This is a genomic window from Polynucleobacter sp. AP-Reno-20A-A9 (genome assembly GCF_018882085.1).
Classification (GTDB): Bacteria; Pseudomonadota; Gammaproteobacteria; order Burkholderiales; family Burkholderiaceae; genus Polynucleobacter.
Genome location: NZ_JACVPB010000004.1, coordinates 58,369 through 79,988 on the forward strand (window position 1 = coordinate 58,369; position 21,620 = coordinate 79,988).

Sequence of the window (21,620 nt, forward strand, 5' to 3'; positions counted from 1 at the left end):
AGTTACTTATTTACTCTTCAGTAGTGTTTGATATGGGGCCATAGCGCCCCATACGTTTTTCAAGAGAATAGCTTGAGCCTTCTCATTGGGATGCATGCGATCCGCCTGAAATAAATTGATATCAGAGGCAACGTTCTTTAGGAAAAATGGCAGGAGTTCAACTTGCTCCTGGCGTGCAAGTTTTGGATATAAATCCTGAAATTGCTTGGTGTACTCTTGTCCATAATTAGGTGGAATCTGCATGCCAAATAAAAGCACCTTGGCCCCAGAGTTCTTGCTGAGCTGAATCATCTTGCGTAAATTCTTTTCGGACTCCTGTATGGATAGGCCGCGTAAAGCATCGTTTGCACCGAGCTCTAAAAAGACGATTCCCGGTTTCTTTTGCTCCAATAGTTTTGACAACCTTGATAAACCTCCGGAACTTGTTTCCCCGCTAATGCTGGCGTTAAATACAGTCCAGGGGCTGGCTTCTTTATAGAGTTGATTCTCTAGGAGCTTTACCCAGCCAGAACCGCGAGTCAATCCATATTCTGCTGAAAGGCTATCTCCCATAATCAAAATAACTGGGTTACTCTGAGCCTGTGTGCCAAATGGAATAAACAGGCAAAATAGGGCGGTTGCCATTGATATGGCTCGTATTTTTCTACTCAAGAAGCTCAACCAAATATTTTGATTCATTTATGAGTATTCCAGTCAAAGTCCTTAGTGCAATTCATCTAGGCAAACAAGTTCTATCTAGCGATGGATCGCTGACCATTTTGCACGACATTAGCTTTGATGTCCTTGATGGTGAAAGTGTTGCCATTACTGGTGCATCTGGATCCGGGAAAAGTACTTTACTTGGGCTGCTAGCTGGTTTAGATACTCCGTCTAGCGGACATGTTGAGTTGGTTTCCCAAAATCTCAATCGGCTTGATGAAGATGGTCGGGCTAAATTAAGGGGGCAAAAGGTAGGGTTTGTATTTCAAGCCTTTCAATTGCTACCCCATTTGACAGCCCTTGAAAATATCATGCTTCCGGCCGAGCTGAACGGGATGGAGATGCCTAAGGAAAACGCTCTTGCCTGCCTAGAGCAGGTTGGTTTGAGCGAGCGAGCCAACCATTTTCCCAAGACTTTGTCGGGCGGAGAGCAGCAAAGGGTAGCACTGGCCAGGGCCTTCATTATGAAGCCGGCAATTTTGTTTGCCGACGAACCCACTGGTAGTCTGGATGAGGTTAGCGGGAATAGGGTTATTGAGCTGCTTTTTGAGCTAAATCAGGCCAATCATTCCACCCTTATTTTGGTCACCCATGACCAAGCCTTGGCTGATCGGTGCCAGCGTCAGTTGCACCTTCAAGGCGGGCGATTGTTGTAGGCAAAACCTTATAATCTAGGCATGTCTTGTTTCCACTTTTTACCCGGCGCTGATGCGCTGTCCCCCTTCCGCCAACAGCGTCTTTTAGCCACTTTGGCTGCTCAAGGGGTTGATCTCGAATCCATTGAGGCTCAATACCTTCATTTCATTTGGTCAGAGGCTGAACTAAACGCCAAAAACCATGATGTCATGGCTAGTTTGTTGACCTATGGCCAGCCATTTCATTCTCAAATAGATTCAGGAAAGTCTTGGTTTGGAAAGGGCAATGCCGAGAATCAAGGCGCCATTGTTATCCCTAGATTTGGAACGCTTTCTCCCTGGGCTAGTAAAGCTACTGATATTGCTCGTCAATGCGGATTGGATGTACTGCGTCTTGAGCGTGGCATACAGTTTTCATGGCAGAGTAAAAAAGCGCTGACTCCAGAGCAAAAACAATTAGTGCTCGCTGCGGTTCACGACAGAATGACCGAAGTAGTAATTGATTCAACTGATGCAGCTAATGCCTTATACCAATCGCTCGAAGATAAGCCCTTAACGCGTATACCGGTGATGACCCAAGGTAGGGCCGCCCTCGATAAAGCTAATCAAGAATTGGGCCTTGCTTTATCTGATGATGAAGTGGCTTATCTTGTTGAAAACTTTATTAAACTTGAGCGCAACCCATCTGACGTTGAGCTGATTATGTTTGCTCAAGCAAACAGTGAGCACTGTCGCCATAAGATATTTAATTCCAGCTGGACAATTGATGGTGATGATCAAGAGCGCTCTTTGTTCGCCATGATCCGCAATACCCACCAATTGCAACCAGAGGGAACGATTGTTGCGTACTCCGATAACTCTGCGGTCATGGTTGGATGTGAAGCAGAAGCCTGGGCTCCTCAAGGTAAAGATCAACACTACGAAAAAGATACGCGCTTAGTTCACACTCTCATGAAGGTGGAAACCCATAACCACCCAACTGCTATTGCTCCTTTCCCCGGGGCATCTACGGGTGCGGGTGGCGAAATTCGTGATGAGGGCGCAACGGGCATTGGTGGACGCCCTAAAGCTGGCCTTACCGGATTCTCGGTTTCCAATTTGAATATTCCAGGCACAGATCTCCCTTGGGAGAGTCTGAAATACGGTAAGCCTGAGCGCATAGCAACACCTTTACAAATCATGATTGATGGCCCGCTAGGTGGTGCCGCATTTAATAATGAATTTGGCCGTCCAATTTTGGGTGGTTACTTCAGGGTCTTTGAGCAAACATTAGATGGCACACGTCGCGGTTATCACAAGCCAATCATGATTGCTGGTGGTATTGGAAGTATTGACGCAATCCATACCAAGAAAAAAGCAATTCAAGCAGGGCACCTGTTAATTCAGCTTGGCGGTCCAGGTATGCGAATTGGCATGGGAGGTGCTACAGGTAGCTCAGTTGCAACCGGAACAAATACTGCTGATCTTGATTTTGATTCTGTACAACGTGGCAATCCAGAAATGGAGCGTCGCGCACAAGAAGTCATCAATGCCTGCTGTGCTCTTGGTGAACGCAATCCAATTGTCTCTATTCATGATGTGGGTGCAGGTGGTATATCGAATGCATTCCCCGAGCTTGCGGATGGTGCTGGATTAGGAGCTGCATTCAAACTCCGTAGCGTCCCGCTTGAGGAGAGCGGTATGAGTCCTGCAGAAATTTGGTGTAACGAATCCCAGGAGCGTTATGTTTGTGCTATCGATGCAAAAGATTTAGACCTATTTAAATCATTTTGTGAGCGTGAGCGTTGTCCTTTTGCGGTAGTTGGTGAAGCAACTGCGGAACGTCAGCTGAAATTAAGCGATTCTAAGCAGCCATCATCTGCTGATGCAGCACTTCCAATTGATATGCCGATGGAGGTTTTGCTTGGAAAGCCTCCTAAGATGCATCGTAATGTTGAGCGCATATCTCAAGAGTTCAAAGAATTAGATGTAACGGATGCTGATCTAGCGCAATCAATTGCCTGGGTACTGCAACAACCTACCGTAGCAAGTAAATCATTCTTAATTACGATTGGGGATCGAACCGTTGGCGGACTCAATGCTAGGGACCAGTTTGTTGGCCCATGGCAAGTTCCTGTGGCGGATTGTGCCGTTACTCTGATGGATTACAAGGGTTATCGTGGTGAAGCAATGGCTATGGGCGAAAGAACCCCATTGGCTGTTATAGATGCTCCAGCTGCTGCACGAATGGCGGTAGGTGAGGCGATTACCAATCTTTTGGCAGCAGATATTATCAGCCTCGAAAGCGTAAAACTTTCTGCAAACTGGATGGCTGCATGTGGAGCGCCTGGTGAAGACGCGAAACTCTATGACTCCGTTAAAGCGATTGGCATGGAGCTGTGCCCTGCGCTTGGAATATCGATTCCAGTTGGCAAGGATTCCCTATCTATGTCTACCGCATGGCAAGATGGTGATGAAGCTAAGAAAGTAGTTGCGCCAGTTTCTTTAATTATTTCTGCTTTTGCATCTGTGCTAGATGCCCGTAAAACATTGACACCACTGCTTCAATTGAAGAGCAAGGACGGATCTCCACAAGAGACTGAACTGATCTTGATCGATTTAGGGCGTGGCAAGAATCGTATGGCCGGAAGTATCTTGGCTCAAGTGCTTGATCAGTCCGGAAAATTGGCGCCTGATGTCGATCACCCAGAAGATTTGAAGTCTTTGGCTGCCGCCATTATTGAGTTGCGTAAAGAGAACAAGCTTTTGGCTTATCACGATCGCTCCGATGGTGGCTTGCTTGCCTGCGTTGCTGAAATGGCATTTGCATCGCATTGCGGCATTTCGCTTAACGTCGATATGATTGCCATGGACGCTGGGCAAGAGCCTGATTATGGTGATGCTAAGAATTGGGCTCAACAGGTTTCTGGTCGTCGCCATGAGCAAACCATGCGGGCTTTATTCAATGAAGAGTTAGGCGCAGTAATACAGGTTCGCAAAGAAGATCGTGATGGTGTATTTGCAGTGTTGAGAAAATTAGGCTTAAGCGCACATAGTCATGTGATTGGCAAGCCTAATACCAACGGTCGCATTGAAGTTTGGCGCGATGCTAAAAATATTTTTGCTGAGCCGCGCGAAGTGCTGCAAAAGATTTGGACTAACACTAGCTATCAAATTGCTCGTCTACGTGATAATCCTGCCTGTGCCGATAGTGAATTTTCGCTCTTAGACAATATTGCCGATACTGGCATGAGCCCTAAAATCACATTTGACGCCTCAGAAGATATTGCCGCTCCATTTATTGCGAAAAATGCACGTCCTAAAGTTGCCATTTTGCGTGAGCAGGGTGTGAACTCTCATGTAGAAATGGCATATTCAGTAAATTTGGCTGGATTTGATAGTTATGACGTTCACATGTCTGATTTGCTTACCGGTAAAGCAAAATTAGACGACTTTAGAGGCCTCATTGCCTGCGGCGGATTTAGTTATGGCGATGTATTAGGTGCTGGCGAGGGTTGGGCCAAAACCATTCTGTTTAACCAGCAGCTAAGAGAACAATTTTCTACGTTCTTCAACCGTCAAGACAGTTTTGCCTTAGGCGTTTGTAACGGCTGCCAAATGATGAGTAACCTCTCCGGAATTATTCCGGGTGCGGAGGCATGGCCTAAATTTACACGCAATCAATCAGAGCAATATGAAGCGCGCCTAGTGATGGCTGAAGTATTGGCTTCACCTTCGATATTTACCCAGGGCATGGAGGGTAGTCAGATACCCATTGCCATCGCTCACGGTGAAGGATTTGCTAATTTCAGTCAGCAAGGAAGCTTAGAGCAGATTCACAAGCAGAGCTTGGCCTCATTCCGCTTTGTAGATCATCAAGGTAACCCAACAGAAACCTATCCAATGAATCCAAACGGATCGCCTAATGGCTTAACTGGTGTCACTACACTTGATGGCCGCTTTATGGTCATGATGCCCCATCCAGAGCGGGTATTTAGGGCTGTACAGATGAGTTGGTGCCCGCCTGAATGGTTGGATAGCCCAGATGGTGCTAGCCCTTGGCTACGCTTATTCCGCAACGCCCGTCGTTGGGCGAATTAAATGTCATCTACGCAATTAATGGAGCCGGTCACTTTTTCAGAAAGTGGTGGGGTGCGCTACCTTCATTTTGGAACTGAATCTATTCAAGGAGCAATGCGCTTGCGTGATCCTGAAGAAATTTACCTTGAGTACAACCAGCAAATGATGGCTTGGCTACTATTTCTGGAAACAAAGCCTGGTATGCAGATTGCGCAACTTGGACTGGGAACGGGAGCATTAGCTAAGTTTCAACACCAACATTGTCCGGCCGTTAAAACTACTGTTGTGGAGTTAAATCCTGCCGTAATTGTTTCTGCGAGATCTATGTTTTTCACCCCTGATGATGATCGACGCTTAGAAACACTGCAAACTGACGCAAAGCTATTTGTGAAAAACAAAAAGTATCAACAGCAGTTTGATGCTGTTCAGGTTGATTTATATGATGCGATCTGCGATGGCCCTGCAGCAAGCTCTTTGGATTTTTATAATGGCTGCTTCGAGATTCTCAAAGGCCCCGGTGTAATGACGGTGAATTTATTTTCCAGGCACAAAAGCTTTGATCTGAATCTGAAGAATATCTGTGAAGCTTTTGACAACAGAGTGCTCTTATTTCCTGAATCTCATGATTGCAATGTTGTGGCGATAGCATTTAAAGGACCCAAGCTTGAGGCGGAGTGGAAGGATGTTTCAAAGCGGGCAAAACTGATTCTTGAAAAAACAGGTCTTCCTACAAACAAGTGGGTATCTGGTATTAGTCGTGAGAATGCCCGACAAGAAAACAAGCTCTCTATTTAAAACTTTGCAGATAAAAAAAGAAAAAGGCGATCGTGTGATCGCCTTTTTTGTTTCCAACCTATTGCTAGGATGTGGATATTACTCGTTACACGGTCACTGTATCCGCAACGTCGCTAAATGACTTCAACTTGTCAAAACTCATGTATTTATAAACATCACCTGCTTTAGCATCGAGCGCCTTCACTTGCTCTAAATACTCTGCAGGAGTAGGTAGGCGACCCAAGAGGGCGGCAACAGATGCTAATTCTGCAGAAGCTAAATACACGCGAGTATCGATACCTAGACGGTTAGGGAAGTTGCGAGTAGAGGTGGATACGGCTGTTGAACCCTTGCGGATCTGCGCTTGGTTGCCCATACAAAGCGAGCAGCCCGGACTTTCCATGCGAGCACCAGCTGCACCCAACATACCGTAGTAGCCTTCTTCCATCAAAACCATCGCATCCATCTTGGTTGGTGGCGCTACCCATAAACGGGTCGGCATATCTTTTTTGCCTTGTAACACCTGACCAGCTGCGCGGAAGTGGCCAATATTGGTCATGCATGAGCCAATAAACACTTCATCAATCTTATCGCCAGCTACTTCAGACAATACTTTCACATCATCTGGATCGTTAGGGCAGGCAAGGATAGGCTCTTTGATTTCATCGATATTGATTTCGATAATCTCTGCATAGTCAGCATCCGCATCAGCCTTGAGAAGTTGAGGGTTAGCAATCCAAGCTTCCATAGCCTTGATACGGCGACCAAGAGTGCGCTTATCTTCATAGCCGTTCGCAATCATCCATTTCATCAAGGTGATGTTTGATGTCATGTATTCAATGATCGGCTCTTTGTTCAAGTGAACTGTACAGCCGCCAGCAGAGCGTTCGGCAGAAGCATCGGATAACTCAAATGCTTGCTCAACTTTCAGATCAGGCAGTCCTTCAATTTCTAGAATGCGGCCAGAGAAAATATTCTTCTTGCCTTGTTTCTCAACAGTCAGCAAACCCTTTTTGATTGCATACAAAGGAATTGCATTCACTAGATCACGCAAAGTGATACCAGGCTGCATTTTGCCTTTAAATCGCACCAAAACGGACTCAGGCATATCTAATGGCATCACACCTGTGGCAGCCGCGAAAGCAACTAATCCTGAACCAGCAGGGAAAGAGATGCCAATTGGGAAACGAGTATGGCTATCGCCACCAGTTCCGCAGGTATCGGGAAGTAGCAAGCGATTCAACCAGCTGTGGATCACACCATCACCCGGACGTAAGGCAACACCACCGCGATTGGTCATGAATGGTGGTAACTCATGTTGAGTGCGAATATCTACTGGCTTTGGATAAGCTGAGGTATGGCAGAACGACTGCATTACGAGATCAGAAGAGAAGCCAAGGCAAGCCAAGTCTTTCAATTCATCGCGTGTCATTGGACCAGTTGTGTCTTGCGAGCCAACAGTAGTCATGTGTGGTTCGCAGTATGTACCAGGGCGAACGCCTTGGCCTTCTGGCAATCCACACGCACGACCAACCATCTTTTGCGCCAAGCTAAAGCCCTTCTTGTTGTCAACTGGATTCACTGGTAAACGGAATTCAGTGGAAGCAGGCAAGCTGAGAGCGGCGCGTGCTTTAGCAGTCAAGCCACGACCAACGATCAAAGGAATTCGTCCGCCAGCGCGTACTTCATCCAAAATCACTGGCGATTTCAATGTAAAGCTGGTGATTTCCTTACCATTTTTAAATACTTTTCCTTCATATGGGCGAAGTTCAATCTCATCACCCATATTCATTTGGGAAACATCTAATTCAATTGGCAATGCTCCTGAATCTTCCATTGTGTTGAAGAAGATTGGGGCGATATTAGTGCCCAAACATACACCACCAAAACGCTTATTTGGTACGAACGGAATATCTTGACCTGTCCACCAGAGAACAGAGTTTGTTGCGGATTTACGTGAAGAGCCTGTACCAACAACGTCTCCAACGTAAGCAATTTGATTGCCTTTTTTCTGGAGGGCGGCGATTTGCTTCATAGGACCGCGAACACCAGTCTCGTCTGGCTCAATGCCAGGACGGGGATTCTTGAGCATGATCGTTGCATGCAATGGAATATCGGGGCGGCTCCATGCGTCAGGGGCGGGCGAGAGATCATCGGTATTGGTTTCGCCGGTTACCTTAAAAACAGTAAGCTTCATGCTTTCTGGAACTGCAGGGCGGCTAGTAAACCAGTCCGCATTTGCCCAGCTTTGCATTACAGCCTTGGCATTTGCATTACCTTTTTCGGCAAGCTCTTGAACGTCATTGAAATAATCAAACATCAAGAGTGTTTTCTTAAGCGCTTCTGCAGCAGCAACACCGCACTCGGCGTCAGATAAAAGTTCTACCAATGGTTTGATGTTGTAACCACCAAGCATCGTGCCCAATAATTCAGTAGCACGTACGCGGGAAATTAATGGAGATTTTTCTGTCCCTTTGGCAACGGCATCTAAAAACTCAGCTTTTACTTTGGCTGCGTCATCCACACCAGCAGGCACACGGTTGGTAATTAATTCAACTAACTGGGCTTCTTTGCCAGCAGGTGGGTTTTTCAGCAACTTTACCAATTCGGATGTTTGATCCTTGGTTAATGGCAGGGCTGGAATACCGAGAGCTGCGCGTTCAGCGACGAGGGCGTTATAGGCTTCTAACATTATGTTTCCCATGAGGTAAAAGTGATCAATAGAAAGGCCAAAAGGGAATTCTCTCCCGTTTTGCCAAATTATAGTTGTTAAATCAAGTCTTATATAAGAGTTTAAACCCTAAAAAAGTGGCAATTTTGACAAAATTAGGGCTTTATTTGAGCTTATGGACTTGAGAAGTAGGCTTGCTAGATAACTTGCTCTTCTTTGAGAGCCCAAACCAAGGCAACAACCCAACCAATCAAGGACCATCCTAAAAACAGGTTTAAGGCAAAAATAGCCCCTGTATTTGCCCTTTTTTTGTGGAAAGCAATGGCAAAAGGGAGGAAATAAAAGAGGGAGAGAATGGAGACTAATACCGCAAATAAAAGGCGCATAGGTAATAAATGAATAGATAGAGGTAGGTGAGATCCTATATTAACGATATTGAAATTTCCCCACCCCCTATCGCTATCGTTATAATTACTTTTTCCAACAGAGCTTAAGCGATGACCAAATACGTTTTTGTCACTGGTGGTGTGGTTTCTTCTTTAGGGAAAGGAATCGCAGCTGCCTCGCTTGCCGCGATTCTTGAATCCCGCGGCTTGAAAGTCACCCTCCTAAAATTAGACCCCTATATCAACGTGGACCCGGGCACCATGAGTCCGCTCCAGCACGGAGAGGTTTTTGTAACCGAAGATGGTGCCGAGACCGACTTGGACTTGGGTCACTATGAGCGCTTCGTGTCTGCAAAGATGCGCAAAAGCAATAACTTCACCACTGGCCAGATTTATGAGTCAGTCATCAGCAAAGAGCGTCGCGGCGAATACTTGGGAAAAACAGTTCAAGTTATTCCCCACATTACAAATGAAATTCAAGCTTTTGTAGAGCGCGGCGCTAAAGCCAGCCATGATGGCAAAGCGGATGTTGCTATTTGCGAAATCGGCGGCACGGTTGGTGATATCGAATCTCTTCCGTTCTTGGAGGCCGCAAGACAGATGAGCTTGCGCCTGCCTTTGCATGATTGTGCTTTTGTTCACCTGACGCTTGTGCCCTATATCCACAGTGCCGGCGAGTTAAAAACTAAGCCAACGCAACACTCAGTCCAGAAGCTTCGTGAGATTGGTATCATGCCGACTGTGTTGCTCTGCCGCGCTGACAGACCTATTCCAGAGGATGAGCGCGCAAAGATTTCTCTCTTCTCAAACGTTCGTGAAGAAGCGGTAATTTCAGTTTGGGATGTAGATACGATTTACAAGATACCTGAGATGCTCCAAGCTCAGGGCATGGACGATTTAATTTGCCGAGAGCTAGATCTCAAAGCTAAGCCCGCAGATCTTTCCGTGTGGGCTAATCTAGTTTATGAAATGGCAAATCCACAACATGAAGTCACCATAGGAATGGTCGGCAAATATGTGGAACTCACTGAGTCATACAAATCTCTCATTGAAGCCTTGCGTCACGCTGGCATTCATACACATACTCGCGTAAATATTAATTACATCGATTCCGAAGTCATTGAAAAAGATGGCATCGATTGCTTGCACAACTTAGATGCTATTTTGGTCCCAGGGGGCTTTGGTAAGCGTGGCACAGAAGGCAAGATTGCCGCCATTCGCTATGCTCGTGAAAACAATGTTCCTTATTTAGGCATTTGTTTAGGTATGCAATTAGCCGTGATTGAATTTGCACGTCATGTGGCCAATCTCACGAAGGCGAATAGTACCGAATTCGATCCTCAGACAGAGCAGCCTGTTGTTGCTTTGATAACTGAGTGGTTGGATAGAGAAGGTAAAGTAGAAAAGCGCACTAACGATTCTGATTTAGGCGGCACCATGCGTCTTGGTTCGCAACGCTGTCCAGTCAAGGCGGGTACCTTAGCGCATCGAATTTACGGCTCCGAGGTGAATGAGCGTCATCGTCACCGTTATGAAGTAAACAACACCTACGTGCCTCAGCTTGAGCAATCTGGTTTGATTATTTCAGCAAGAACCCCTAACGAAGAGTTGCCTGAGATGATGGAATTACCTGCATCTATTCATCCGTGGTTCTTTGGAGTGCAGTTTCACCCTGAATTTACTTCAACTCCACGGGATGGTCATCCATTGTTCTCGGCATTTATTAGCGCTGCACTTGAGCATCAAAAAGCTGCTGAAAAGCAAGCTGCATAAAGGAAGAATATGAGCGCATTTAAGTTGTGTGGCTTTGACGTTGGTCTAGACCATCGCTTCTTTTTAATTGCGGGTCCATGTGTTATTGAATCAGAGCAATCTGCCATAGATATCGCGGGTCAGATGAAGGAAATTACTTCCGCTCTAAAGATTCCATTTATTTACAAGTCTTCTTTTGATAAAGCCAATCGCTCATCAGGAACCTCTTTCCGTGGTCTAGGCATGGAAAAGGGCTTAGAGATTTTGGCCAAAGTGAAAAAGCAAGTTGATGTTCCAGTGCTTACAGATGTTCATGACATCAGCGAAATCGCTCCCGTAGCTAGCGTTGTAGATGTTTTGCAGACCCCAGCATTTTTATGTAGACAAACCGACTTCATTCGCGCTTGCGCCCAAAGTGGCAAGCCAGTCAATTTTAAGAAGGGTCAATTCCTTTCGCCGCACGAGATGCTCAATGTGATTGAGAAAGCGCGAGTAGCTGCTGCTGAAAAAAATCTACCAGACCAATTTATGGTTTGTGAGCGCGGAGCCTCCTTTGGTTATAACAATCTAGTTTCAGATATGCGTAGCTTGGCAATTCTGCGCGAATCCAATGCTCCGGTAGTTTTTGATGCTACTCATTCGGTTCAATTGCCTGGTGGGCAAGGTAGCTCTAGCGGTGGCCAGCGTGAATTTGTTCCCGTTTTGGCTCGTGCTGCTGTAGCAGTTGGAATTAGCGGCTTATTTATGGAAACCCATCCTGACCCCGCAAAAGCGCTATCCGATGGTCCCAATGCCGTTCCCTTAGACCGCATGAAAGAGTTGCTTGAGTCTTTGGCAGCTATCGACAGCGTTGTTAAATCAACGGGAAGTTTTTTAGAAGACAGCTTTTAGTAAGTTATTAAAACCCATTTCATATTGTTTTAAGGAGAAGGTGCATGAGCGCCATTGTTGACATCATCGGTAGAGAAGTTCTGGATTCACGCGGCAACCCAACAGTTGAGTGCGATGTTTTGCTTGAGTCAGGTGTTATGGGTCGTGCGGCCGTTCCTTCAGGAGCCTCCACAGGGTCCCGTGAGGCAATTGAGTTGCGTGATGGAGATAAGACGCGTTACTTAGGTAAGGGCGTGCTCAAGGCAGTTCAAAACATCAATATTGAGATTGCAGAATCCATTCTTGGACTGGATGCAAGTGAACAAGCCTTTCTTGATCGCACGCTGATCGAATTAGATGGTACACACAACAAAGCACGCTTAGGCGCAAATGCAACGCTTGCCGTATCGATGGCTGTTGCTAGAGCGGCAGCTGAAGAAGCGGGCCTGCCTTTATATCGTTATTTTGGTGGCTCTGGCGGTATGCAATTGCCAGTACCGATGATGAATATTGTGAATGGTGGGGCTCACGCCAACAACAGTTTGGATATTCAGGAATTCATGGTGATGCCAGTTGGCGCAGAGAACTTCCGTGACGCACTGCGTTGTGGTGCTGAAATTTTCCATGAATTGAAAAAGATCTTAGGTGCTCAAGGTATGCCAACTACTGTTGGTGATGAAGGTGGATTTGCGCCAAACTTTAAGAGTAACCACGAGTGCTTGCAGACCATCATGAAAGCGATTGAAGGAGCAGGCTACCAGGCAGGTGAAGATGTTCTATTGGCTCTAGATTGCGCTGCTAGTGAATTCTACAAAGATGGCAAATACCATTTGTCAGGCGAAGGTCTCCAATTAAGCTCAAGTGAGTTCTCTGACTACCTTGGTAACTTGGCAGACCAATTCCCAATCGTTTCGATTGAAGATGGCATGCATGAAGGTGACTGGGATGGTTGGGCTGATATCACTAGAAAGCTTGGTAAGAAGATTCAGCTAGTAGGTGATGACTTGTTCGTTACGAACACCCGCATTCTCCAAGAAGGTATTGATAAAGGTATTGCTAATTCTATTTTAATTAAGATTAATCAAATTGGCACTCTGACAGAAACGTTTGCTGCAATCGAGATGGCTAAGCGCGCAAACTACACTGCAGTGATTTCACATCGCTCTGGCGAGACTGAAGATAGCACCATTGCAGATATTGCCGTTGGTACCAACGCGGGTCAAATTAAGACAGGCTCCCTATCTCGCTCGGATCGCATTGCTAAATACAATCAACTCTTACGCATTGAAGAGGATCTAGGCGATGTGGCAACTTATCCAGGTAAGTCAGTTTTCTACAATCTCAAGCGCTAGTTAAGTATTCAATAGCTTATGCGGATCGTCATCTACTCTATGCTGGTTTTGCTCATTGCAATCCAGTATCCGCTTTGGCTGGGTAAGGGTGGATGGCTTAAGGTTTATGAGATGGAGCGACAAGTAGAGCTTCAAGAGGCTAAAAATAGCCTCTTGGCCCTTCGTAATGCCAAGCTATCTGGCGATGTCAAAGACCTGAAGGACGGCACTCGAGCAATTGAAGAACGCGCCCGTGTCGAACATGGCCTAATTAAAGAGGGCGAATTTTTTGTGCAAATCCTACCGGTGGATAAAGCATCCAGCCCTCAAACCATAAAACAGTAGAGTTTTAATGACCACTAGATGGTGGTCTTGTAGCATCACTCAATAAATCTGTCTTGAATACCTGCAGACAATCGACTGCATCAAAGCGATAAGGCTTTGCGCAGAAATCACAAATAGTCTCTACGGCGCCTTGCTCTGCAAGTATGCTTTGAACCTCTTCCTCGCCTAACATGCGTAATATATCGGCAACTTTAGTCCGCGAGCATCGACAAGCAAAACGGATAGGTCGAGCAGGAAAGCTGCGGACACCATTCTCGGTGGACTCTTCCAAAAATAAACGTCTCATGATGGTCTCTGGTGGAAGCGTCAGTAACTCTTCATCAGTGATCGTTTCGCCAAGTGTTTGAATACGAGACCAGCCTTCAGCAGCAATCTGGGGATCTAAATGTGCATGACCGCCTGAATTTGGCAAGCGCTGTAACAATAAACCACCAACTTGCGTATCGCTTGAGGCGAGCCAAATGCGTGTATCCAATTGTTCGGAATTTTGCATATAAAGGGCTATAGCCTCTGCAGCGCTAGTTACTGGCTTAATGACAGCCCCTTGATGATCTTGAAGCGCTACGATGCCTTGGTAGGGCGCCTGTCCCGGTTCGCGGTCGGCTGGATCTAAGGTGATAACTAATCTTCCGCTTCCACTTGCATCCAGCAGATCGGCTAAGCTTGCATCGGGCCTTATTTCAGAAGGCTCGACTGAAAGCTTGACCGTGGCACGCATGGATAAATCAGACTTACATTCAACTACTAGGAGTTGTATGGGGCCTTTACTTTGCGCTTGAATAATAAGAGTCCCATCAAACTTGAGACTGGCGCTTAAAAGGGTGGCTGCGCCTACAAAGTCGCCCAGAATCCGGCGTACGGCAGGGGGGTCATTACGACGCTCTAGAACGGCCTGCCAGGCGCTCCCAATTGACACAATTTCCCCGCGAACTGGGGCGCCATCACACATAAAGACTAGTAATTCATTCATAGTTCAAAGTATCCACTTTTTTTCGCTTTTAGTCACAGCAAGCCTGACCTGAGATAATGATATTTATGCATATTCGTACACGTTTCGCCCCAAGTCCCACGGGCTTTATCCATCTGGGAAATCTTCGCAGCGCCCTGTACCCATGGGCTTTTGCGCGCCACAATAAAGGCGACTTCATTCTTCGCATTGAGGATACCGACCTTGAACGCTCATCTCAGGAAGCGGTAGATGTCATCATCGAAGGAATGGCATGGCTTGGCCTAGATTTAGATGAAGGTCCGATCTATCAGATGCAGCGTATCGATCGATATCGTGAAGTAGTAAAACAAATGCTAGATTCTGGACTGGCTTATCCGTGTTACATGAGTGAAGAAGAATTAAATACACTCCGTGACCAGCAAATGGCAAATAAAGAAAAGCCACGCTATAACGGCTTATGGAGGCCTGAGCCTGGTAAAACTTTGCCGCCGGTACCAGATGGCGTAAGCCCGGTGATTCGCTTTAAGAATCCAATTGGTGGGTCAGTGATTTGGAATGATGCTGTCAAAGGTCAAATAGAAATTAGCAATGATGAATTGGATGACCTAGTTATTGCTAGACCAGACGGAACGCCTACCTATAATTTTTGCGTAGTGATTGACGACATGGATATGAACATCACCCACGTTATTCGAGGCGATGACCATGTCAATAACACCCCTAGACAAATCAACATCATGAAAGCTCTAGGCGGGACACCGCCTGTTTACGCACATCTACCAACCGTACTCAATGACGCTGGTGAAAAAATGAGTAAGCGTAACGGTGCGATGAGTGTAAGGGACTATCAAAAGGCAGGCTATCTTCCTGAAGCGATCCTAAATTATCTTGCGAGACTCGGCTGGTCTCATGGCGATGCAGAGGTATTCACTAAAGAGCAATTTGTTGATTGGTTCGATTTGGAAAGTTTGGGTCGCTCACCAGCGCAACATAATCCAGAAAAATTACTTTGGTTAAACCATCAATACATTCAGAATTCGGATCCAGTCAATTTAGCAGTTTCGACTAAGCCATTTGCGCATGAGATGGGAATTGATACTGAGACAGGGCCAGACTTTGTTCAAGTAGTTAGTCTATTGAAAGATAGAGCCAATACTTTGATTGAAATTGCCGAGGGAGCAAAGCTGTTTTATTTGCCGGCACCTAATTTAAGCGTTGAACAAATTAAAGAAAATATTGCTGAAGCCGTTATTCCTGCGCTAAAAGATTTGGTGGAGGCCATTGCATCCTCGACTCCTACTAAAGAGGCGTACGCAGCCGTCTTTAAGCAAATATTGGCAAAGTATCAAATTAAAATGCCAGCCCTAGCAATGCCTGTTAGATACGCATTATTTGCCACCACACAGACTCCAGCCATTGATTCTGTATTGGTGGTTTTAGGCAAGGAAGAGGCTGTGAAAAGGCTCTCAAAGGTTATTCAGTAGAGAACTTGCGCACTCGAACAAAAATAGGATAAAATCTTGGATTGTTTTGAGTGTCTTGTAGTTTTATCGCGAGATTTAGGGGGTATAGCTCAGCTGGGAGAGCGCTTGCATGGCATGCAAGAGGTCAGCGGTTCGATCCCGCTTATCTCCACCAAGCATTTAAAATAGATGTATGTTGTATCCAGGTCCCCATCGTCTAGAGGCCTAGGACATCACCCTTTCACGGTGAGTACGGGGGTTCGAATCCCCCTGGGGACGCCAGATTCTTCTGGTAGTTGTAAAGATGTATGATGTTGCGTTACTCGATGTATTTTGGAGCGGTAGTTCAGTTGGTTAGAATATCGGCCTGTCACGCCGAGGGTCGCGGGTTCGAGTCCCGTCCGTTCCGCCAAGACAATTAAAAGCCCCCTTAACAGGGGGCTTTTTCTATTCGTAGCCAGCTCTTAATTTAAGAACTTTGCGGTTTTCACTGGTTGCTGGATCAATTTGATGTCGTTCAACTGCGCTGGTTTGGGCGATGAAGTTCAACACTTCATTGAGAACAATTTCACGCTCGTTATCGATTGTGACGATGTGGTAACTATTTCCTAGCCATATAACGCGACGTACCTCTGACTTACAGTGCTCAAGTATTTCTTCTGCTGACCATATTGAGCATGTGTCGTCCTCCACCGACTGAATTAAGAGCAATCTACAGGTAAGATTTTGTAGATTAATTTTGGCGCTAGCCATCAGGCCCTTAGCCTCGTGAAGATGACGCGCTGAAATAGAGGCTGCTCCCACCTCGGATACCTTAGAGGTTTTGAATTTCTCGCCAATGCGACGACGTAAATCAATATTCTTGACACCAAAAGGCTCGCGCTCTGAGTATTCCCAATTGCGCAGACCTAAAAAATAGAAGAAATCGAGGATGGGTCTATAGAACGGTACAGACCAGCCATCATATTTGAGGACGGGTGACATTAGCACTAGAGAAGATATATCCGTTCTTTGTGTAGCTACTAGAGTTGCCAATGTAGCGCCCATGCTAATTCCTGCCAAATTGACGGTAGAGTAGATTTCCTTTTGTGAGTCGATAATTCGATGCAGTTCCCGTACCCAGCTACCAAATTTGCTTGCGGGACTTCCAAACAAAAAACCTGGAATTTCTGGAATTAGGACATCATGGCCAGCCGCTTGAAGAAAGCGAGGAAGTTGTCCAAGCTCAAGTCCACTCCCATTAAGACCGGGGATCAGGATGGTGAGATCGTGTTTGGGCTGGGAAATAACTGGCTTTAACATCAAATTATGTTTCTATTCAAGGAGATGGGTTAGGATACACCGAAATAGGTAAAAAATAGATGAGACATAACTTAAACGCAAAACGTTGGTACGGCGATAAAAGCCATGGCTATGCAGTGGCTGTATTTGGGGTTTTGATGGCCTTTTCTTTACGCTACATTCTTCACCCTCTATTGGGTGGATCTTTGCCTCTATTTTTCTTCCAAATTAATACTATTGTGATTGCGTATTTTTTTGGAATTTTTCCAGCTCTGCTTACTCTGGTACTAAGCGCCCCATTGTTGATTTTTTTCTTTCTGGAGCCTTTTGGCGCGCTTTCAGTAGTTGATCAAAGAGATGTCACTACCTTATTCGTTTACCTCTCTTATACCGTTTTAACTGGTGCCCTAGTAGAGCTACTTCGTCGTGAGCAGTACAACGCAAAAATGGCGGTTTTGGTGAGTGAAACCAGATTAAAGCTAATGGTCGAAGGCGATCAAAAAATGCGCAGTGTTATGAGAAGATCTCTCATAAAGGGCTCTGACGAGTAATGGCCGCTTAATGATTGGGCAAAAAAGCCTGACCTTCGTCTATGCAAAGGTCAGGGTAATTAGATTACTTCTTAGGTGTGCTAATAGATGCAGCCATTGCGTCAAAATAAATCACTTTAACTTGCTCGCCCACGTTGATATCTGCCAATAGAGCAGGGTTCTTAACGGTTACAGTAGTGATCTTCCCACTAGGCCCTTTAACGGAAACCAGTTTTTTCTCGCGATTTACTTCCACAATATCAGCGATGATGGTTGTTTTATTGGTAATCGTCTCAGATGGCTTTTCGTCAGCTTTAGATTTGGTTACCGTGTTGGTCTCAACTTTAGAGCGAACGCCATCGCTTTTAGTCTTAATCAATTCAATAGCCACAGCGAGTTCATAATTTACGCTCACTCGATCACCCTTTTTGATCTGCGCAAAGTTGGTGATATCTGGACCGGCAACAAATTTAGATTCGCCTTCTTTGTTTTTAAATGTAATAGTGCGAGTCTTCTTGTCAATCTTGACCACTTCACCTTCATATAGCTGATAGCGGTTATCTGTTACGGCGGCATCGATCACTGTTGGCTTGGCCGTGCTTGATGCTGGCATAGATTGGGCAAGGGCCGCAGAAGATCCAACAAAAAGGGTCGCAATTAGTAAGGCAATCGGAGCATATTTAGTATTCATTATTTTCCTCGTATATAAAAGGTACTAAATTCAATATTAGCCTATTTTTAGAGCTAAATTGGGCCATAAGGTCAGATATTCAATGGCGAGGCTTTAATGGTTATCTTTTGTTAAGATCTGACATCACATTGTTTTACCTTCTTTTGTATACAAGGAATTTAAATGCCACAGTTTGCCGCCAATCTCACCATGCTATTTAATGAGGTGCCATTTATGGAGCGGTTTGAAATAGCAGCGAAGTCTGGATTTCAGGCCGTTGAATTTCTCTTTCCCTATGCTTTCTCGCCTGAAGATATTAAGCAAAAGCTTGAACAACATAATCTCAAGCTAGTTCTTCATAATTTGCCGGCTGGCGATTGGGATGCTGGAGAGCGCGGTATAGCCTGTTTGCCAGATCGCGTTGCAGAATTTCATGACGGAGTTGCGAAAGCAGTTGATTATGCAAAAGTGCTAGACGTTAAACAGTTAAATTGTTTGGCTGGAAAAATTCCTGCTGGTGCAGATGCAGAGTTGTTGAAAAAAACATTTATTTCAAACTTACGTTATGCGGCTTCTGAACTAAAAAATGCCAATATCAAGCTTCTTATAGAGCCAATTAATACTTTCGATATTCCAGGCTTTTATTTATCTAAAACACAACAGGCTTTAGATATTCTGAATGAAGTAGGTTCGGATAACCTATACATTCAATATGACATTTATCATGCTCAGCGCATGGAGGGTGAGCTCTGCCAAACTATTGAAGCCAATCTTTCTAAAATTGCCCATATTCAATTAGCGGATAACCCAGGCAGAAACGAGCCGGGCACAGGTGAGATTAATTACCCACATCTATTTCAGTTCATCGATAACATCGGGTATCAAGGCTGGATTGGCTGTGAATACAAACCAGCATCCAATACTGAAGCAGGATTGGGTTGGATGAAAAATCTAAATAAATAACGATACGGAGACAGTATGAGCAAGCAATTAAAACTAGGATTTGTTGGTTTAGGAATCATGGGTGCGCCTATGGCAGGTCATTTAATTAATGCAGGGCATGAAGTATTTATCAATACTCGTAGCAAGGTGCCAGAAAGCTTAGCCTCCACATCGGCGGTGCAATGTGCATCACCTCAAGAAGTTGCCAGCAAAGCCGACATTATTTTCACTATGGTTCCAGATACCCCTGATGTGGAGAAGGTTCTATTTGGCGAAAAGGGAATAGCTGCTGGTCTCTCCAAAGGAAAGATCGTTGTGGACATGAGCTCTATTTCCCCAATCTCCACCAAAGAGTTTGCCAAAAAAGTAAATGCGTTGGGCTGTGATTATCTTGATGCTCCTGTATCGGGCGGTGAGCTTGGTGCAAAAAATGCGACCCTCTCCATCATGGTTGGCGGAGACGAGAACGTCTTTGAAAAAGTGAAACCCATATTTGAGCTGATGGGCAAAAATATTAATCTCGTTGGTGGAAACGGAGACGGCCAAACTGCTAAGGTCGCCAATCAAATCATTGTTGCTTTGAATATTGAGGCTGTGGCAGAAGCGCTCTTATTTGCCTCTAAAGCAGGAGCTGACCCTGCAAAAGTACGTCAGGCTTTAATGGGTGGTTTTGCAAGCTCTAAGATCTTGGAGGTCCATGGCGAAAGAATGGTCAAGCGTACTTTTGATCCAGGTTTCAGAATTGAATTACATCAAAAAGATTTGAATCTTGCACTCAATAGCGCCAGAGCTCTGGGTGTTTCATTGCCCAATACAGCAACTGCACAGGAATTATTTAATTCATGTGCGGCTCATGGCGGTAAAGCTTGGGATCACTCAGCAATGGTGCGCGCACTAGAGAGGCTTGCAAACTTTGAAATTGGTCAAAAGGCATAAGCCAAGCAAATGCCTTCAACTTTAGTAGTCTATTTGCATGGTTTTCGCTCCTCCCCACGATCGAGTAAAGCGGTCTTGACGGGGGAGGCGGTAAAGGCCTTATCTACCCCGGATGATCCCATTGAGTGGTATTGCCCTCAGTTACTACCTTCACCAAAGGCCAGCATGGATATGGTGGTGAAGTGCATTGAAGCATCAACTCATGATCACCTGGTAGTCATCGGCTCTTCTTTAGGAGGCTATTACGCCAATTATTTAGCTGAGAAGTTTGCTTGCAAAGCCATAGCTCTCAATCCGGCAGTTAGAGCGCCAAAAGAGTTGGCCTCGCATGTCGGAATGCTGACCTCATACGATACCGATGAGCCTTACGATTTCCGTCCAGAATATATTGATGAGCTTAAAGCGCTGCAGGTTGAATCTATTAGCAATCCGTCGCGCTATTTTCTAATTGCAGCAAAAGGTGATGAGCTCTTAGATTGGCAAGAAATGGTTGATTTCTATCGGGGTGCCGAACAGTTGGTGCTTGAGGGTGGTGACCACGGTATTTCAGATTACCAAGACCATTTGCCCAAAGTCCTAAATTTCATCTCTTAATAACGGATTGATTGCCGCTCGCATCTTCTGTAAGATGATCTAAACGAGTGCCGCTCATTTGCGCTGTCTAGAAAGGAAAGTTTGTGCTGAGCATCTTGAAATTAGACGCAGGTGGAATTCCTCAGGGCTGGGTTAGCGCAGAAGAGGCCACGAAGCAATACGCTGATAGTAGTGTTTTGTGGACTTTAGGTGAGCCCATTTTCCAAATGCGCGGTGGCATCTCAAGAGCCACTGGCAAACTATCTGTTATTGAGCTGCACTCCATCATTGCGGTTAGGGGAAGCGCCAAGATCAACCTCTTTGAAGTAGTTCCCGTAATTACAAAACACAAACTCTTCAAGCGTGATCGCGGACTATGTGCATATTGCGGCGATGCTATTTATGAGAATCAAGCGGAAGCAGAACATATCATCCCCAATAGTCGTGGCGGTAAATACAGCTGGATGAATTTAGTCATCTCTTGTAGACCTTGCAACCAACGCAAAGGCAATCGGACGCCAGAACAAGCTGGCATGTCCCTGATGTACACGCCATATTTACCCAGCCTTTATGAAGACATGATTCTGAAAGGCCGCAATATCTTGGTAGACCAAATGGACTTCCTTGCGGCTAATCTTCCTAAAAATAGCCGTCTTCTCGAAAGTCTGCTCTGAGCCTGAGAATAGGGCGGTGTAATTTTTTCCATCCCCCCAAGTTACATTCCCTCAGAATCATTCTTGCAGCTTTGCTGCTA

General features: G+C 45.5%; 19 protein-coding genes and 3 tRNA genes. 16 read left to right on the plus strand and 6 right to left on the minus strand.

Annotated features, from left to right (window positions below):
- Positions 1–6: 6 nt before the first annotated feature.
- On the minus strand, positions 7–624 hold the full coding sequence (locus tag ICN39_RS04995) for an arylesterase (protein WP_255532301.1): 618 nt from the start codon (positions 622–624) through the stop codon (positions 7–9).
- 56 nt (positions 625–680) lie between these two features.
- On the opposite strand from ICN39_RS04995, the gene ICN39_RS05000 reads away from it, so the two are divergent.
- From ICN39_RS05000 to ICN39_RS05010, 3 genes are read left to right on the plus strand one after another with little or no spacing between them, the layout of a single operon-like run.
- A complete protein-coding gene (locus ICN39_RS05000) occupies positions 681–1,355 on the plus strand; it encodes an ABC transporter ATP-binding protein (RefSeq protein ID WP_216232980.1) in 675 nt (224 codons plus the stop codon).
- Between the two features lie 21 nt (positions 1,356–1,376).
- Complete coding sequence (purL, locus tag ICN39_RS05005; protein ID WP_216232981.1) at positions 1,377–5,414, plus strand: phosphoribosylformylglycinamidine synthase; 4,038 nt, start codon at positions 1,377–1,379, stop codon at positions 5,412–5,414.
- Positions 5,415–6,188 (plus strand): spermidine synthase, encoded by a 774-nt coding sequence (locus tag ICN39_RS05010; protein ID WP_255532302.1) that lies wholly within the window; start codon positions 5,415–5,417, stop codon positions 6,186–6,188.
- 85 nt (positions 6,189–6,273) lie between these two features.
- Here the strand turns inward: ICN39_RS05010 and ICN39_RS05015 are convergent, their stop codons facing one another.
- Both ICN39_RS05015 and ICN39_RS05020 read right to left on the minus strand, forming a co-directional pair.
- Positions 6,274–8,859: a bifunctional aconitate hydratase 2/2-methylisocitrate dehydratase gene (locus tag ICN39_RS05015; protein ID WP_216232982.1), complete on the minus strand. Its 2,586-nt coding sequence runs from the start codon at positions 8,857–8,859 to the stop codon at positions 6,274–6,276.
- A gap of 176 nt (positions 8,860–9,035) precedes the next feature.
- Positions 9,036–9,224 (minus strand): superinfection immunity protein, encoded by a 189-nt coding sequence (locus ICN39_RS05020; protein WP_216232983.1) that lies wholly within the window; start codon positions 9,222–9,224, stop codon positions 9,036–9,038.
- A gap of 111 nt (positions 9,225–9,335) precedes the next feature.
- On the opposite strand from ICN39_RS05020, the gene ICN39_RS05025 reads away from it, so the two are divergent.
- Genes ICN39_RS05025 through ftsB form a run of 4 tightly spaced genes read left to right on the plus strand, consistent with a single transcriptional unit; the run spans position 9,336 to position 13,522 of the window.
- Positions 9,336–10,997, plus strand: coding sequence for a CTP synthase (locus ICN39_RS05025; RefSeq protein WP_216232984.1), 1,662 nt, complete (start codon positions 9,336–9,338; stop codon positions 10,995–10,997).
- Positions 10,998–11,006: 9 nt separating this feature from the next.
- The gene (gene kdsA, locus ICN39_RS05030) at positions 11,007–11,867 is read left to right on the plus strand and encodes a 3-deoxy-8-phosphooctulonate synthase (RefSeq protein ID WP_216232985.1); all 861 of its coding nucleotides are present in this window, start codon (positions 11,007–11,009) and stop codon (positions 11,865–11,867) included.
- A 44-nt stretch (positions 11,868–11,911) separates the two neighbouring features.
- Positions 11,912–13,198 (plus strand): phosphopyruvate hydratase, encoded by a 1,287-nt coding sequence (gene eno, locus ICN39_RS05035; RefSeq protein ID WP_216232986.1) that lies wholly within the window; start codon positions 11,912–11,914, stop codon positions 13,196–13,198.
- Positions 13,199–13,216: 18 nt separating this feature from the next.
- Positions 13,217–13,522, plus strand: coding sequence for a cell division protein FtsB (gene ftsB, locus ICN39_RS05040; protein WP_216232987.1), 306 nt, complete (start codon positions 13,217–13,219; stop codon positions 13,520–13,522).
- 4 nt (positions 13,523–13,526) lie between these two features.
- On the opposite strand, the gene ICN39_RS05045 is transcribed toward ftsB, so the two are convergent.
- Positions 13,527–14,492 (minus strand): Hsp33 family molecular chaperone HslO, encoded by a 966-nt coding sequence (locus tag ICN39_RS05045; protein ID WP_216232988.1) that lies wholly within the window; start codon positions 14,490–14,492, stop codon positions 13,527–13,529.
- A gap of 56 nt (positions 14,493–14,548) precedes the next feature.
- Here ICN39_RS05045 and gltX point away from each other — a divergent pair, with 56 nt between their 5' ends.
- The 4 genes from gltX (at position 14,549) to ICN39_RS05065 (ending at position 16,346) form a co-directional block, all read left to right on the plus strand.
- Positions 14,549–15,955: a glutamate--tRNA ligase gene (gene gltX, locus ICN39_RS05050; RefSeq protein WP_216860980.1), complete on the plus strand. Its 1,407-nt coding sequence runs from the start codon at positions 14,549–14,551 to the stop codon at positions 15,953–15,955.
- Between the two features lie 78 nt (positions 15,956–16,033).
- A tRNA-Ala gene (locus tag ICN39_RS05055) sits at positions 16,034–16,109 on the plus strand.
- 31 nt (positions 16,110–16,140) lie between these two features.
- Positions 16,141–16,216, plus strand: a tRNA-Glu gene (locus ICN39_RS05060).
- Between the two features lie 53 nt (positions 16,217–16,269).
- Positions 16,270–16,346: transfer RNA gene (locus ICN39_RS05065), tRNA-Asp, on the plus strand.
- A gap of 35 nt (positions 16,347–16,381) precedes the next feature.
- Here the strand turns inward: ICN39_RS05065 and ICN39_RS05070 are convergent.
- Positions 16,382–17,236 carry a carboxylesterase gene (locus ICN39_RS05070; protein ID WP_216232989.1) on the minus strand — a complete coding sequence of 285 codons (855 nt, stop codon included), beginning with the start codon at positions 17,234–17,236 and terminating at the stop codon, positions 16,382–16,384.
- Between the two features lie 59 nt (positions 17,237–17,295).
- Between ICN39_RS05070 and ICN39_RS05075 the strand changes: the two genes are divergently transcribed.
- Entirely contained in the window at positions 17,296–17,766 is a 471-nt protein-coding gene (locus tag ICN39_RS05075) for a DUF4118 domain-containing protein (protein ID WP_216232990.1), read from the plus strand.
- Positions 17,767–17,830: 64 nt separating this feature from the next.
- On the opposite strand, the gene ICN39_RS05080 is transcribed toward ICN39_RS05075, so the two are convergent.
- The gene (locus tag ICN39_RS05080; RefSeq protein WP_216232991.1) at positions 17,831–18,436 is read right to left on the minus strand and encodes a hypothetical protein; all 606 of its coding nucleotides are present in this window, start codon (positions 18,434–18,436) and stop codon (positions 17,831–17,833) included.
- Between the two features lie 162 nt (positions 18,437–18,598).
- Here ICN39_RS05080 and hyi point away from each other — a divergent pair, with 162 nt between their 5' ends.
- The 4 genes from hyi (at position 18,599) to ICN39_RS05100 (ending at position 21,540) form a co-directional block, all read left to right on the plus strand.
- Positions 18,599–19,378 carry a hydroxypyruvate isomerase gene (hyi, locus tag ICN39_RS05085; RefSeq protein WP_216232992.1) on the plus strand — a complete coding sequence of 260 codons (780 nt, stop codon included), beginning with the start codon at positions 18,599–18,601 and terminating at the stop codon, positions 19,376–19,378.
- 15 nt (positions 19,379–19,393) lie between these two features.
- A complete protein-coding gene (gene glxR / locus ICN39_RS05090; RefSeq protein ID WP_216232993.1) occupies positions 19,394–20,293 on the plus strand; it encodes a 2-hydroxy-3-oxopropionate reductase in 900 nt (299 codons plus the stop codon).
- Between the two features lie 9 nt (positions 20,294–20,302).
- On the plus strand, positions 20,303–20,887 hold the full coding sequence (locus ICN39_RS05095) for a YqiA/YcfP family alpha/beta fold hydrolase (protein ID WP_216232994.1): 585 nt from the start codon (positions 20,303–20,305) through the stop codon (positions 20,885–20,887).
- 83 nt (positions 20,888–20,970) lie between these two features.
- A complete protein-coding gene (locus ICN39_RS05100; RefSeq protein WP_216232995.1) occupies positions 20,971–21,540 on the plus strand; it encodes an HNH endonuclease in 570 nt (189 codons plus the stop codon).
- Positions 21,541–21,620 lie beyond the last annotated feature (80 nt).

Bases quoted from the DNA above. Each gene is read 5' to 3' on its own strand.
- eno (WP_216232986.1), top strand. From the start codon at position 11,912: ATGAGCGCCATTGTTGACATCATCGGTAGAGAAGTTCTGGATTCACGC.
- gltX (WP_216860980.1), top strand. From the start codon at position 14,549: ATGATATTTATGCATATTCGTACACGTTTCGCCCCAAGTCCCACGGGC.
- ICN39_RS05080 (WP_216232991.1), bottom strand. From the start codon at position 18,436: ATGAATACTAAATATGCTCCGATTGCCTTACTAATTGCGACCCTTTTT.
- ICN39_RS04995 (WP_255532301.1), bottom strand. From the start codon at position 624: ATGGCAACCGCCCTATTTTGCCTGTTTATTCCATTTGGCACACAGGCT.
- ICN39_RS05025 (WP_216232984.1), top strand. From the start codon at position 9,336: ATGACCAAATACGTTTTTGTCACTGGTGGTGTGGTTTCTTCTTTAGGG.
- kdsA (WP_216232985.1), top strand. From the start codon at position 11,007: ATGAGCGCATTTAAGTTGTGTGGCTTTGACGTTGGTCTAGACCATCGC.
- ICN39_RS05010 (WP_255532302.1), top strand. From the start codon at position 5,415: ATGTCATCTACGCAATTAATGGAGCCGGTCACTTTTTCAGAAAGTGGT.
- ICN39_RS05075 (WP_216232990.1), top strand. From the start codon at position 17,296: ATGAGACATAACTTAAACGCAAAACGTTGGTACGGCGATAAAAGCCAT.
- ICN39_RS05045 (WP_216232988.1), bottom strand. From the start codon at position 14,492: ATGAATGAATTACTAGTCTTTATGTGTGATGGCGCCCCAGTTCGCGGG.
- ICN39_RS05020 (WP_216232983.1), bottom strand. From the start codon at position 9,224: ATGCGCCTTTTATTTGCGGTATTAGTCTCCATTCTCTCCCTCTTTTAT.
- hyi (WP_216232992.1), top strand. From the start codon at position 18,599: ATGCCACAGTTTGCCGCCAATCTCACCATGCTATTTAATGAGGTGCCA.
- ICN39_RS05000 (WP_216232980.1), top strand. From the start codon at position 681: ATGAGTATTCCAGTCAAAGTCCTTAGTGCAATTCATCTAGGCAAACAA.
- purL (WP_216232981.1), top strand. From the start codon at position 1,377: ATGTCTTGTTTCCACTTTTTACCCGGCGCTGATGCGCTGTCCCCCTTC.
- ICN39_RS05095 (WP_216232994.1), top strand. From the start codon at position 20,303: ATGCCTTCAACTTTAGTAGTCTATTTGCATGGTTTTCGCTCCTCCCCA.
- ICN39_RS05015 (WP_216232982.1), bottom strand. From the start codon at position 8,859: ATGTTAGAAGCCTATAACGCCCTCGTCGCTGAACGCGCAGCTCTCGGT.
- ftsB (WP_216232987.1), top strand. From the start codon at position 13,217: ATGCGGATCGTCATCTACTCTATGCTGGTTTTGCTCATTGCAATCCAG.
- ICN39_RS05070 (WP_216232989.1), bottom strand. From the start codon at position 17,236: ATGTTAAAGCCAGTTATTTCCCAGCCCAAACACGATCTCACCATCCTG.
- glxR (WP_216232993.1), top strand. From the start codon at position 19,394: ATGAGCAAGCAATTAAAACTAGGATTTGTTGGTTTAGGAATCATGGGT.